Source organism: Pseudomonas sp. NPDC096925 (assembly GCF_044762545.1).
Lineage (GTDB): Bacteria > Pseudomonadota > Gammaproteobacteria > Pseudomonadales > Pseudomonadaceae > Aquipseudomonas.
Window position 1 is genome coordinate 1 of sequence record NZ_JBIWEM010000002.1, and the last position, 13,513, is coordinate 13,513.

General features: G+C 62.0%; 12 protein-coding genes. 7 read left to right on the forward strand and 5 right to left on the reverse strand.

Annotated elements, in window-relative coordinates:
* The first annotated feature begins 410 nt into the window (after positions 1-410).
* The 6 genes from ACIQYU_RS06010 (at position 411) to ACIQYU_RS06035 (ending at position 8,007) form a co-directional block, all read left to right on the forward strand.
* Positions 411-2,054 carry an acetolactate synthase large subunit gene (locus tag ACIQYU_RS06010; protein ID WP_241105936.1) on the forward strand — a complete coding sequence of 548 codons (1,644 nt, stop codon included), beginning with the start codon at positions 411-413 and terminating at the stop codon, positions 2,052-2,054.
* A 298-nt stretch (positions 2,055-2,352) separates the two neighbouring features.
* The gene (locus tag ACIQYU_RS06015) at positions 2,353-3,249 is read left to right on the forward strand and encodes a nitrilase family protein (RefSeq protein WP_233688341.1); all 897 of its coding nucleotides are present in this window, start codon (positions 2,353-2,355) and stop codon (positions 3,247-3,249) included.
* An 82-nt stretch (positions 3,250-3,331) separates the two neighbouring features.
* Positions 3,332-3,883 (forward strand): UPF0149 family protein, encoded by a 552-nt coding sequence (locus tag ACIQYU_RS06020; protein ID WP_343587963.1) that lies wholly within the window; start codon positions 3,332-3,334, stop codon positions 3,881-3,883.
* A gap of 360 nt (positions 3,884-4,243) precedes the next feature.
* Positions 4,244-4,873 (forward strand): glutathione S-transferase family protein, encoded by a 630-nt coding sequence (locus tag ACIQYU_RS06025; protein WP_207838193.1) that lies wholly within the window; start codon positions 4,244-4,246, stop codon positions 4,871-4,873.
* A 27-nt stretch (positions 4,874-4,900) separates the two neighbouring features.
* Positions 4,901-6,937, forward strand: coding sequence for a pyridoxamine 5'-phosphate oxidase family protein (locus tag ACIQYU_RS06030; RefSeq protein WP_402798553.1), 2,037 nt, complete (start codon positions 4,901-4,903; stop codon positions 6,935-6,937).
* Positions 6,938-7,110: 173 nt separating this feature from the next.
* Positions 7,111-8,007: a LysR family transcriptional regulator gene (locus tag ACIQYU_RS06035; RefSeq protein WP_233688338.1), complete on the forward strand. Its 897-nt coding sequence runs from the start codon at positions 7,111-7,113 to the stop codon at positions 8,005-8,007.
* Between the two features lies 1 nt (position 8,008).
* Here the strand turns inward: ACIQYU_RS06035 and ACIQYU_RS06040 are convergent, their stop codons facing one another.
* Positions 8,009-8,440, reverse strand: a complete 432-nt coding sequence (locus ACIQYU_RS06040; RefSeq protein WP_233688337.1) for a hypothetical protein — start codon at positions 8,438-8,440, stop codon at positions 8,009-8,011.
* On the opposite strand from ACIQYU_RS06040, the gene ACIQYU_RS06045 reads away from it, so the two are divergent.
* Positions 8,433-8,693, forward strand: coding sequence for a hypothetical protein (locus ACIQYU_RS06045; RefSeq protein WP_233688336.1), 261 nt, complete (start codon positions 8,433-8,435; stop codon positions 8,691-8,693). The genes ACIQYU_RS06040 and ACIQYU_RS06045 overlap by 8 nt on opposite strands.
* Before the next feature lie 579 nt (positions 8,694-9,272).
* Here the strand turns inward: ACIQYU_RS06045 and ACIQYU_RS06050 are convergent.
* From ACIQYU_RS06050 to ACIQYU_RS06065, 4 genes are all read right to left on the reverse strand, one after another.
* Positions 9,273-9,506, reverse strand: coding sequence for a hypothetical protein (locus ACIQYU_RS06050; protein WP_233688335.1), 234 nt, complete (start codon positions 9,504-9,506; stop codon positions 9,273-9,275).
* 128 nt (positions 9,507-9,634) lie between these two features.
* Complete coding sequence (locus ACIQYU_RS06055) at positions 9,635-10,882, reverse strand: ribonucleotide-diphosphate reductase subunit beta (protein ID WP_343586812.1); 1,248 nt, start codon at positions 10,880-10,882, stop codon at positions 9,635-9,637.
* A gap of 818 nt (positions 10,883-11,700) precedes the next feature.
* Complete coding sequence (locus ACIQYU_RS06060) at positions 11,701-11,832, reverse strand: hypothetical protein (protein ID WP_343586809.1); 132 nt, start codon at positions 11,830-11,832, stop codon at positions 11,701-11,703.
* Between the two features lie 239 nt (positions 11,833-12,071).
* A partial coding sequence (locus tag ACIQYU_RS06065; RefSeq protein ID WP_402798557.1) for a ribonucleoside-diphosphate reductase subunit alpha occupies positions 12,072-13,513 on the reverse strand: 1,442 nt, incomplete at its 5' end.

A 13,513-nucleotide genomic window follows, 5' to 3' on the forward strand; every position in this document is an offset into this window, starting at 1 on the left:
CAGCAGTGAAACGATGCATCGCCGATGGTAGTGTGGGGTTTCCCCATGTGAGAGTAGGTCATCGTCAAGATTCATTTCGCAAAACCCCTATCTGCGCCTGCAGGTAGGGGTTTTGTCTTTGTGGCGCAAAAACTCCCGGGCATACGCGCCCCCTGTGGGAGCGGGTTCACCCGCGAACACCGGCAAAGCCGGTGCCATCCTCCGCGTCGCCTGCTCCCACAACTCCCACACCGAGCGCGTAATATCCTGGGTGCGACAATATTCCCGCCACATTAACGTGACTTTCCCGCGCCCACCCTACGTCAAGACTCTGGTTCGGGGCACTCCTGACCCTGGGCTGAGCGATGCCAGCGTACCGTGCTGCGCATTTCTGGACTTCCACCGTCCCATCACTTGAGGTAGCAAGCAAGATGGCCAAGGCCGCCGATGTCGTTGTGCAATGCCTGGAAAACGAAGGTGTCGAGTATGTATTCGGTATTCCCGGTGAGGAAAACCTCGACCTGCTCGAATCCCTGCGCAAGTCGAAGATCAAGCTGGTACTGACCCGTCACGAGCAGTCCGCAGGCTTCATGGCCGCCACCTACGGCCGCCTGACCGGCAAGACCGGCGTCAGCCTGTCTACCCTCGGCCCTGGCGCCACCAACCTGGTCACCGCCAGCGCCTACGCCTACCTGGGCGGCATGCCGATGATGATGATCACCGGCCAGAAGCCGATCAAGAAGTCCAAGCAGGGCCGCTTCCAGATCATCGACGTGTGCGGCATGATGGACCCCATCACCAAGTACACCCACCAATTCGCCTCGGCCGACAACATCCCGGCCCGTATGCGCGAAGCCTTCCGCCTGGCTGAGGAAGAAAAGCCGGGTGCCGTGCACCTAGAGCTACCGGAAGACATCGCCGCCGAGCAGACCGACAGCCTGCCGATCCCGCCTAGCCTGAGCCGTCGCCCGCTGGCCGAGCACAAGGCCATCGAAGCTGCCGTGGAGAAACTGCAGAACGCCCGTAACCCGATCCTGGTGATCGGCGCCGGCGCCAACCGCAAGATGACCGCCAAGGTCCTCAAGCAACTGATCGACAAGACCGGCATCCCGTTCATCACCACCCAGATGGGTAAAGGTGTGGTCGACGAGCGTCACCCACGCTTCCTGGGCAACGCCGCGCTGTCGTCGGGTGACTTCGTGCACCGCGCCGTCGAAGCTGCCGACCTGATCGTCAACATCGGTCACGACGTGATCGAGAAGCCACCGTTCTTCATGGTCCGTGGCGGCACCGAGGTCATCCACATCAACTTCCGCTCTGCCGAAGTCGATGCCGTGTACTTCCCGCAGGTGGAAGTGATTGGCGACATCGCCAACGCCGTGTGGCAGATCAGCGAAGCGCTGAGTGACACCACACACTGGGACTTCACTCGCCTGATGGCCATCCGTGAAGCCAACGAAGCACAGATCGCCGAAGGTGCCGACGACAACCGCTTCCCGGTCTACCCGCAGCGCATGGTCGCCGACATCCGTCGCGTGCTGCCGTCCGAAGGCATCGTTGCCCTGGACAACGGCATCTACAAGATCTGGTTCGCCCGTAACTACAAGGCGCACAAGCCGAACACCGTACTGCTGGACAACGCCCTGGCGACCATGGGCGCCGGCCTGCCATCGGCCATGGCTGCGCACCTGGTGCACCCGGACCGCCCGGTGATCTCGGTTTGCGGTGACGGCGGCTTCATGATGAACAGCCAGGAGCTGGAGACTGCGGTACGCTTGGGGATGCACATCACCGTGGTGATCCTGCGTGACGACGGCTACGGCATGATCCGCTGGAAGCAGGCGAACATGGGCTTCACCGATTTCGGCCTGGACTACGGCAACCCGGACTTCGTCAAGTACGCCGAAGCCTACGGTGCCAACGGCCACCGCGTGGAAAGCGCCGAAGGCCTGCTGCCGCTGCTCGAGCACTGCATCAAGACCCCGGGCGTGCACGTGATCGACTGCCCGGTCGATTACAGCGAGAACGACCGCATCCTCAACAGCGAGCTGCGTGAGCGCGCGCTGGCGGTGTAAGGCCTGAGGCCCCCTACAGGTATGGCGCCTGTGGGAGCGGCCTTGTGTCGCGAGAGGGCTGCAAAGCAGCCCCGGCAATTTTTGCCATGTCGCTGAAATCCTGGGGCCGCTCTGCGGCCCTTTCGCGACACAAGGCCGCTCCCACACTGATCGCATTGACCTCTGCGGCGTGTAAGGCCCTTCCTGTCACACCCATCCCCTATTCCTACAAGCTTGCAGGAATACCCCGACTGTCACTCCCCAGCCCAACCCCGCTTTACTGGCGCCCTTCCAAAACAACCATAAGAAGGAAGTCGCCATGTCCGAACATTGCCCCCCCGTCAGCCCCGTACGCATCGCCGTCATCCAGTACGACCCCCAAGTCGGGCTCGAGCATTGTGACGGTAACCTGAGCAGAGGCCTGGCATTGGCCCGGCGGGCAGTGCGTGAAGGCGCCAACCTGATCGTGCTGCCCGAGTTGGCCAACACCGGCTACACCTTCCACACCCGTGCAGAGGCCTATGCCCATGCCGAAACGCTGGAGGAAGGTCGCAGCCTGAACCTCTGGGCGGATTTCGCCAGGGAGTATCAGGTGTACCTGGCTGCGGGTTTTGCCGAACGTGACGGGCTGAAGCTCTACGACAGTGCTGTACTGTTCGGTCCGCAAGGCTTGCTCGGGCATTACCGCAAGGCTCACCTGTGGAACCAGGAAAAGCTCTGGTTCACCCCTGGCAACCTAGGCTTCCCCGTGTTCGAGACGCCGATCGGCCGTATCGGTCTGCTGATCTGCTGGGATATCTGGTTCCCGGAGGTGCCGCGGCTGATGACCGCACAAGGCGCCGACATCATCTGCAGCCTGAACAACTGGGTATGGACACCACCGCCGCTGTTCGATGAAGCCGGGCGCTGCATGGCTTCCTACCTGACCATGACGGCGGCACACGTCAACAACGTCTACATCGCTGCCGCCAACCGCATAGGCAGCGAGCGGGGAGGGCGCTTCCTGGGCTGTTCGCTGATTGCCGGTACCAATGGCTGGCCAATTGGCGAGGTGGCCAGTGCAGAGGAGGAGGGCATTCTCTACGCCGATGTCGACCTCAGCAGCGCACGCTCGGCACCGATCTGGAACAGCCTCAACGACCTGCCGCGAGACCGGCGTACCGATCTCTATGATGCAACCCTTGGCTATCGCCTGCATGCACCGATGCCGCGCTGAGGCCATGAACAATCGCTATCGCAGCCCTTGGGCTGTTCTGTGCTAGGGTGCACACACTTTTGCTTCCCAGGATGTCCAACCCATGCTCCCCGCACTCAGCGAAAAAGAACTCGACCGCCTTGAAGACCTGCTGATCACCTACGGCAATGACTACTCGGTACTCAACCTGGCCGAGCTCAATGGCTTTTTCACTGCACTGGCCACTTCGCCGGCCACTGTCACCCCGGAACAGTGGCTACCCGCGGTGGCTGGTGGCAAGGTGCCGAAATTCAAGAAACCGGCGCATGAAGAGGCCTACGTGGCCTTGATGCTGCGCTATGCCAGCCAGGTGGCGGAGGAGTTGGGTGACGACGTCGATCACTTCGAGCCGCTGTTCGAGGAAAGCGAAGGCGAGACAGGCAGTGTGATTGTCATGGAGGAGTGGTGCTTTGGCTACATGCGCGGCACTCAGGTCGCCGGCTGGGCCGAGCTGCCGCCGGAGCAGGACCAACTGCTCAAGGCCATTTCGCTGCATGGGCTGGAGGACAACTTCGAGCTGCTGGATCAGATGAGCGAAGAGGATATCCAGGCCTGCGTGCCACAGGTGGTCGAGGCTGCGCGTGGGTTGTTCCGGTATTTCAACAAGTTGCACTGATCTTGCATCTGCATTGATGCTACCGGCCCCAGCGCCGACAACCGACCGCGTTAACCGATCCAGTGGGAGCAACTGTCTTGCTCAATATCTAAAAACTGGCGCGAGCCCTGTGGGAGCGGGTTCACCCGCGAACACCGGCACAGCCGGTGCCATACGCCGCGTTGCATTCTTCGCGGGTAAACCCGCTCCCACATGGACCGCACAAGCCCCCGGCCGGTGCGTTCTTCTGTGGGAGCCGGCCTCACGATTATTCCGCCTCGCGAAATTATGGTTTCCCCGCCACACGGATTCTGCTGCCAGCCGAACCGGTGCAGCATGTGCTCCATCAGCCCACCCCGGCGCTGACCAGGAGCCAAGCCCATGTCGAACCCGATCAAGCTTTACAACTTCCCCAAGTCCGGCCATGCCCACCGCATCGAGCTGATGCTCTCGCTGCTGAACCTGCCCACCGAGCTGGTGTTCGTCGACCTCGCCAAAGGTGCGCACAAGCAGCCGGACTTCCTGGCCCTCAACCCGTTCGGCCAGGTCCCGGTCATCGATGACAACGGTACGGTGATCGCCGATTCCAACGCCATCCTGGTGTACCTGGCCAAGAAGTACGACAACGGCACCTGGCTCCCCGAGGAGCCCGCCGCCGCCGCCCGCGTGCAGCGCTGGCTGTCGGTCGCTGCCGGCCCGCTGGCCTTCGGCCCTGCCGCCGCGCGCCTAGTGACCGTATTCGGCGCCGCGTTCAACACTGACGAGGTCATTGCTCGCGCCCACACCCTGCTCAAGGTGATCGACGCCGAGCTGGCCAAAACGCCGTTCCTGGTCGGTAGCACACCCACCATCGCCGATATCGCCAACTACTCGTACATCGCCCACGCACCGGAGGGCAATGTGTCGCTGGAGCCCTATGCCAACGTACGCAGCTGGCTGGCGCGGATTGAGGCGCTGCCTGGCTTCGTGCCCATGCCACGCACCGTGATCGGGCTGCAGACCAGCGCCTGACATCCCGCCACCGCGAGGAACGCCGCCATGCAAAAGAACCCGGAGCACCACCCCTCGCCCTGGCATGCGGGGGAGAAAACCCTGCAGGAAAAAGCCGGTGTCGCGGAGCGCATGGAGGCGTTCGGGCAGAAGGTCATTCGTGACTACATGCCCGACCAGCACCGTATTTTCTATCACCAGTTGCCGTTCATGGTCGCCGCCAGCGTAGATGACCGGGGGCGGCCCTGGGCAACATTGTTGGAAGGGCCGGAAGGTTTCGTCAGCTCGCCGAACCCACGCCAGCTGACGATCAACACTCAGCTGGCAGCAGACGATCCCGCTACCCCGGGGCTGTCTGCCGGGCAGGCGGTCGGCCTGTTGGGTATCGAACTGCACACCCGTCGACGCAACCGCCTCAACGGGCAGGTCCACGAGGCCGGCGACGGGCAACTGCAGGTGACTGTGGAGCAGTCGTTCGGCAACTGCCCGCAGTACATTCAGCTGCGTGACTACACCCGCGTCGCGGAACCCGCGCAAGGGCGTGTCGATGCGACGACACTCGATGCCACGGCTGCCCGCATGATCCAGACAGCCGACACTTTCTTTGTCGCCAGCTATGTCGAGCAAGGCGACGGCCAGCGCTCGGTGGATGTCTCCCACCGTGGCGGGCGGCCCGGGTTCGTCAAGGTTGAAGGCAACCGCCTGACCATTCCCGACTATGCTGGCAACCTGCACTTCAATACCCTGGGCAACCTGCTGGTGAACCCGCAAGCAGGGTTGCTGTTCATCGATTTCAGCAACGGCAACGTGTTGCAGCTATACGGGCATGCCGAGTTGCTGTTGGACAGCCCCGCCATCCAGGCGTTCGAAGGCGCCGAGCGCTTGTGGACGCTGGAGGTCGAGCAGGTGGTGTGGCGCCCGGCTGCCGTTTCCCTGCGGTGGGCCTTCAAGGAGTACGCGCCGACCAGCCTGATGACCGGCACCTGGGCCGAGGCCGACGCGCGCCTGCAGCAACGCCAGCGGCAGCGCCAATGGCAGGCCTGGCGTGTGCAGCGGGTGGAGCAGGAGAGCCGCGACATCCGCTCGTTCTACCTTGAGCCACCTGCTGGCAGTGCGACGGCCTTTGCGCCAGGGCAACATGTTCCGGTGCAGATCCAGCTCGACGGCGAGGCGGCACTGATCCGCACCTACAGCCTGTCCAGCGCGCCTTCCGATGGCTACCTGCGCATCAGCGTCAAAGCCCAGGGCCAGGCCTCGCGGCACCTGCATGAGCACGTCGTGGCAGGCGATGTGCTGAACGTGCGCCCGCCGATGGGCAGCTTCACGCTGGACCAGCAGAGCACACGGCCGCTGGTGCTGATCGGCGCGGGTGTGGGTATCACGCCGTTACTGGCCATGCTGCGCGAGCAGTTGAACAAGGGGAGGACACGGCGCATTCATCTGTTCCATGGTGCGCGCAGCCTGGCCGACCTGCCGTTCCGTGAGGAGCTGGCGAGCTTGCAACAACGGGCCGGCGGCCTGCTGCAGGTGCACCGCGCCCTGAGCCAGCCGGAAGCGCATGCGTTGGCGGGGCGTGATTACGCGTTTGCCGGTCGGCTGGGTATCGAGCAGGTCAAGGCGACGCTGGCGCTGGACGACTACGATTTCTACCTGTGCGGCCCGGGCAGTTTTACCCAGGACCTGTATGAAGGGCTGCGCGGGGTGCATGTGCCGGATGCGCGGATCCATGCCGAAGCCTTTGGCCCGTCGACGCTCCGGCGGCACACCGACGATGACCAACCCACATTGCAACAGCCTCCTGCTGCCAGCGAGCCGGTGCCGGTGTACTTTGCGGCTTCGGCGAAGGAGGCGCGCTGGGCGCCCGGCAGCGGGACGCTGCTGGAGTTGGCCGAGGCGCGTGGGCTGGCGCCGGAGTTCAGTTGCCGGGGCGGGTCGTGCGGTACCTGCAAGACCCGCTTGGTCAGTGGCCAGGTGCATTACCCGAACCCGCCGGCCGAACTGCCGGAGGCGGGTTCGGTATTGATCTGCTGTGCCGTGCCGGCCCGGTCAGAGGAGGGGACGCAGGCGTTGGTGCTGGATCTGTAAGGTAGCCTGTCCCGGCCCTTTCGCGGGCTTGCCCGCTCCCACAGGTACTCCACTGCCCTCAGGAGCGGTGAATAACCTGTGGGAGCGGGCAAGCCCGCGAAAGGGCCGGTATTGGCAACACAAAATGCCCAGATGAAAGATAATCCCGGCACCTCACAATCCCAGGAGCTCGCATGGACCAGATCCACCTGATGAAGGTGTTCGTCGCCGTAGGCGAACTGGAAAGCTTCGCCGCCGCTGCACGCCGCCTGGACATTTCCCCAGCCGCAGTCACCCGTGCCGTCAGCGCCCTGGAAGAGCAGCTCGGGGTCAAGTTGGTGCTGCGCACCACCCGCAGCGTGCGCCTGACCGAAGCGGGTGGCCGTTACCTGGAAGACACCCGGCTTATCCTCGCCAGCATCCACGAGGCCAACGAAGCGGCTGCCGGCATCAATGCCACACCCAAAGGCGACCTGGCCGTCACCGCGCCGATCCTGTTCGGCAAGAAGTACGTCATGCCGTGCATCGTCCGCTACCTGCAGCAGTACCCCGAGGTTGACGTTTCCGCCTACTTCCTCGACCGCATAGTGAACATGGTCGAGGAGGGTATGGACGTGGCCGTACGCATCGGCCCCTTGCCAGACTCCGGCCTGAAAGCGCTGCGGGTGGGCAGGGTGCGGCGCATGTTGTGTGCGTCCCCCGACTACCTGGCGCGCCATGGCGTGCCGATGCACCCGTCCGACCTGGCGGGGCATGCGGTGATCGGCACCACCAACCTGTCGCCACGTGCCGGCTGGCGCTTCGGCGTGACCGAGGAACCGACCCTGGTGCGCGTGAAACCCCGCTTGACGGTCACCAGCAATGACGGCGCAATCGCCGCCGCTTGCGGCGGATTGGGCATTGCCCGTCTGCTGTCGTACCAGGTCGCGGATGAACTGGCCAGTGGGCAACTACAGGTGATCCTGGCCGAGTACGAGGAGGCGCCATGGCCGATCCATGTGCTGCACCGAGAGAGCAAGTACGGTTCGGCCAAGGTTCGGGCGTTCATTGACATGCTGGCGCAGGCATTGAGGGCTCAGCAGCTGGACTGATTCAACGGAGCAAGGTGAATGTAAAGCAGCCAGGGCATTGCTGTTCCAGCCACGCTTTGGCGCGTTCGCTCAGGAAGTACCCGCGATAGACATCCCCTTTGAAGAAGTCGGCGTGCTCGTCGGCCTTGACCACCTGGAGATACTGGCCGAGGTCAGCAGGTTCGTGGCGTGGGTCCTTGAGCAGGTTCAGCTTGCCCACGACGAATGCCTGCCAATACTCCGGCATGCGTGCGGCAAGCGCAGGTTCATGTGGCAGGGAGTCGATGATCGAGGTCGGCCCACCGTTAAGCTCGAGGTAATCGGTGATGGGCTTGCTGGTATCCCAGTGCAGCCAGTCAAGGTGCACGATGTGGGTTTTTTCCAGGTGCTCATACCGGCTGATGCCTTTCAGGCCGCTTTTTTCCAAGGCTTCCTTGACCGGCTGGGTGAGCACCAATGTCTTCAACGACGAGCGTGACATTAGTGAGTTCGTTGCTGCGGGCGGTTTCGACATCAGCAACTGGCGCAACGACACGATCATCGTGGCGTTTGAGAACGTGCAGAAGCGCGAGGGCGGCAACGAGCATGTTGTCCGCTCGCTGATGATCACCCCGGAGTACAAGGAGGGGGAGGTGATACTGACTGACATGGCGACCCATATGCAGATCGTGGTGCAGCGGGTGGAGCCGGTTGGGGAGGGGGAGTAGCAGGGCTGTGGTGGTTGTAGGCAGGCAAATGAACTAGCTGTGGATGTCCTCGGTATTTGTGGGAGCGGGCAAGCCCGCGAAGCAGGCGACGCGGTGCATGGCACCGGCTGCGCCGGTGTTCGCGGCCACGGCCGCTCCCACAGGTACTGCGTGAACCCTAAGCCAGCGCAGTACCTGTGGGAGCGGGCAAGCCCGCGAAGCAAGCGACGCGGTGCATGGCACCGGCTGCGCCGGTGTTCGCGGCCACGGCCGCTCCCACAGGTACTGCGTGAACCCGAAGCCAGCGCAATACCTGTGGGAGCGGGCAAGCCCGCGAAGCAGGCGACGCGGTGCATGGCACCGGCTGTGCCGGTGTTCGCGGCCACGGCCGCTCCCACAGGTACTGCTTGAACCCTAAGCCAGCGCAGTACCTGTGGGAGCGGGCAAGCCCGCGAAGCAGACGACGCGGTGCATGGCACCGGCTGCGCCGGTGTTCGCGGCTAAAGCCGCTCCCACAGGTACTGCGTGATCCCGAAGCCAGCGCAATACCTGTGGGAGCGGGTTCACCCGCGAAGAGGCCCACCCAGGCAAACCCGCCGGTTAAACCCCATGCAATCGCAGCGCCCGCTGCGCACACTCCCGCCAACTCAACTTCCGCTTTTCTACCTGGGGCAGCTGGTCCACTTCCCCAGCCAGCACCACCACCACCTCATGTGTCAGCCACCAACGCAGATGCCGGTTCTTCGGCACATGGTGATGCGCCAACAAGGTATAGGCCCCGGACTCGCTGACCATGGTGGTCGCCTGGTATTTGCCATAACGCAGCAACTGCACGGAGCGGTACTGATCCGGGTCGAGCCTGTCCCTGTTTGGCTATTTGTAGGAAGCTTCCTGGTCGGCTTTTCCCCTGCCAATAAAAAAGGCTGCCAATTGGCAGCCTTCTCGATGCTCAGCCCGGACGATCAGTCCCAGCTCAGTGCACCGCCAGTCTGATACTCGATCACACGAGTCTCGAAGAAGTTCTTCTCCTTCTTCAAGTCCATGATCTCGCTCATCCACGGGAACGGGTTGGTAGTCCCTGGATACTCTTCTTTCAGACCAATCTGGGTCAGGCGACGGTTGGCGATGAACTTGAGGTAGTCCTCCATCATCGCTGCGTTCATGCCCAGCACGCCGCGTGGCATGGTGTCACGGGCGTATTCGATCTCCAGCTGGGTCCCTTGCAGGATCATCTGGGTCGCTTCTTCCTTCATCGCCGCGTCCCACAGGTGCGGGTTCTCGATCTTGATCTGGTTGATCACGTCGATACCGAAGTTCAGGTGCATCGACTCGTCACGCAGGATGTACTGGAACTGCTCGGCCACGCCGGTCATCTTGTTGCGGCGGCCCATGGACAGGATCTGGGTGAAGCCGCAGTAGAAGAAGATGCCCTCCAGTACGCAGTAGTAGGCGATCAGGTTGCGCAGCAGCTCTTTGTCGGTTTCGACGGTGCCGGTGTTGAATTCCGGATCGGAGATGGCGCGGGTGTACTTCAGGCCCCAGGCGGCTTTCTTCGCGACCGACGGGATCTCGTGGTACATGTTGAAGATCTCGCCTTCATCCATGCCCAGCGACTCGATGCAGTACTGGTAGGCGTGGGTGTGGATCGCCTCTTCGAAGGCCTGGCGCAGGATGTACTGGCGGCACTCCGGGTTGGTGATCAGGCGGTACACGGCCAGGGCCAGGTTGTTGGCGACCAGCGAGTCGGCGGTGGAGAAGAAGCCGAGGTTACGCATGACGATGCGACGCTCGTCTTCGGTCAGGCCGTCCATGCTCTTCCACAGGGCGATGTCGGCGGTCATGTTGACCTCTTGCGGCATCCAGTGGTTGGCGCAGCCGTCCAGGTACTTCTGCCAGGCCCAGTCGTACTTGAACGGTACCAGCTGGTTGAGGTCGGCGCGGCAGTTGATCATGCGCTTTTCATCAACGCGCACGCGGGCGCTGGAGCCTTCCAGCTCGGCCAGGCCTTCGGCGATGTCGAGGTCGTTCAGGGCAGCCTTGGCGCGCTTGACCGCGTCGGAGTCGTCGGCGGTGGCGACACGGGCTTCCAGGGCGGCGGCACCACCGGCGCTGTCGAGCTTGTCGATAACTGGCTGGCTGGCTTGCGTATTGCCTAGGCCTTTAGTGGTGACTTCGTTTTCGTCCTTGTCGAATTCGTCCCAGCTCAGCATGGTGTTTTGGCTCCGCTTGTGGGTCGCGCCAAGGCGACCGTTAAATTTTAAGATAATGGGATACTGCTAGAGACCGCGTAGGAAGCGCCTCGGCTCCCGAGGTGTCCCACAAGGTCTGGAATTTTGATTTGAGTTGGCCATGAGCTCAGCGATCAACAATCACGAGCTTCGTCGGCGCACCGCCCGCGAAAGGCATGAAGGGGGGGGTGGCCATCGTAAGCGGTCATTGTAGTTTTGAGCCGCTTTTTGAGGGGCAACATTGTACCGGAAAACAGCAATTTTGGGGCTTTCATGTCGTGTCTCCGATCCCTTTTTTGGAAAAGAGACCCGGTTACCGTCGATGAGTTTGTCAAGACGCAAAAACGGCAAAATTCGCCTATATGGTGTTGTGTCTTGTTCCGAGGCACACGATATAGTTTTGAAGAGGAGGGGACAAGATCAAATTTCGTATGGCTTTGTCTCAGGTCAAGGAGAAGGAGCTCGATGCCCCGTGAAAACGGAGGTGCGGAAGGCCAAGGCCAGTCGTCCGGTTGTTGGATACTGATGCTACGTAAGGGATCTGACGCGATGCAGCGGGAGGATTCGAGCAGCGGTAACGAAAAGTAGGCGGAAAAACGGAGCATTTGCTCCGGTTGTGCCTAGAGGCGGGGGGGCAGATTGCGGAGGCATGCTGAAATTACGAAGTAGATCGATCAGGCCCTTTCGGTGGCTCGCATATCGCTGGCGCTAAGGGCCGCACCTCTGTAAACACAGGAGCTTGATTCCGAGCATTCAGAAAATCAGAAGCCGGGAGGAGAGTTCTCCCGGCTTTTACTGACTTACTTCGATTTTTTCACGGTTTCAACCACATGAGTCGTTGGGTTCTTACGAGCCTTCTCGACTGTGGTGAAGCGCCCGCTGCCTGCATCGCGACCAATTTTTTGGCCGCTAGAAGATGACTTCTTGGACATGGTGTGATTCTCCATCCCGATGAGCATCCCTTGACACTAGTCCTGACAGGCACGAGAATCCGCGCTCAACTTAGATCTGTAGGATCTAGCCTCCCTTTGAACGATGCTCTTCGTTCCTGGGAGATTGAAACCCGGCGCAGTTCCCGCTGCACCGGGTTTTTTATTGCCTATTGAAAGCGTTTTACATGCGTTTGATGCAGGAGAAAGCTGTGTAAGCCTTCCTCCTCCATCGCTACGCCTTACTGGCAGGCTTCGCAGTCAGGCTCGTCGATCGCGCAGGCCTTCGGCACTGGCGCAGGGCCGGCTGCCTGGACCGGGGCGCTGTCGCCACCGCTGGAAACGGCGTTGAGCTTGCCGGTGTTGATGGTCGACTTCTCGGTGCTGGTCGCGGCCAGGGCACGGAGGTAGTAGGTGGTCTTCAGACCACGGTACCAGGCCATGCGGTAGGTCACGTCCAGCTTCTTGCCCGAGGCGCCGGCGATGTACAGGTTCAGCGACTGGGCCTGGTCGATCCACTTCTGGCGACGCGAGGCGGCATCGACGATCCACTTGGTCTCGACTTCGAACGCGGTGGCGTACAGGTCCTTCAGCTCTTGCGGGATGCGCTCGATCTGCTGCACCGAACCGTCGTAGTACTTCAGGTCGTTGATCATTACCGAGTCCCACAGGCCACGGGCCTTCAGGTCGCGGACCAGGTACGGGTTGATCACGGTGAACTCGCCCGACAGGTTCGATTTCACGTACAGGTTCTGGTAGGTCGGCTCGATGGACTGCGACACGCCGGTGATGTTGGCGATGGTCGCGGTCGGCGCGATGGCCATGATGTTCGAGTTACGAATACCTTTCTTGACGCGCTCGCGCACCGGGGCCCAGTCCAGGGACTCTTCCAGGTTGACGTCGATGTACTTGGCACCACGGGCTTCGATCAGGATCTGTTGCGAATCCAGCGGCAGGATGCCCTTGGACCACAGCGAACCCTGGAAGGTCTCGTACGCACCGCGCTCGTCGGCCAGGTCGCAGGACGCCTGGATGGCGTAGTAGCTGACCGCTTCCATCGACTTGTCGGCGAACTCGACGGCGGCATCGGAACCGTACGGAATGTGCTGCAGGTACAGCGCATCCTGGAAGCCCATGATCCCCAGGCCGACCGGGCGGTGCTTGAAGTTCGAGTTACGCGCTTGCGGCACCGAGTAGTAGTTGATGTCGATCACGTTGTCGAGCATGCGCACGGCGGTGTTCACGGTGCGTTGCAGCTTGGCGGTGTCCAGCTTGCCATCGACGATGTGGTTCGGCAGGTTGATCGAGCCCAGGTTGCAGACCGCGATCTCGTCCTTGTTGGTGTTCAGGGTGATCTCGGTGCACAGGTTCGAGCTGTGGACCACGCCCACGTGCTGCTGCGGCGAACGCAGGTTGCACGGGTCCTTGAAGGTCAGCCACGGGTGGCCGGTCTCGAACAGCATCGACAGCATCTTGCGCCACAGGTCTTTGGCCTGGATGGTCTTGAACACCTTGATCTTGTTGTACTCGGTCAGGGCTTCGTAGTACTCGTAGCGCTCTTCGAAGGCCTTGCCGGTCAGGTCGTGCAGGTCTGGCACTTCCGAAGGCGAGAACAGGGTCCACTTGCCGTCATCGAAGACACGCTTGTTGTGGGGGTCGGGGGGGCGGGGGGGGGGGTGGCGGT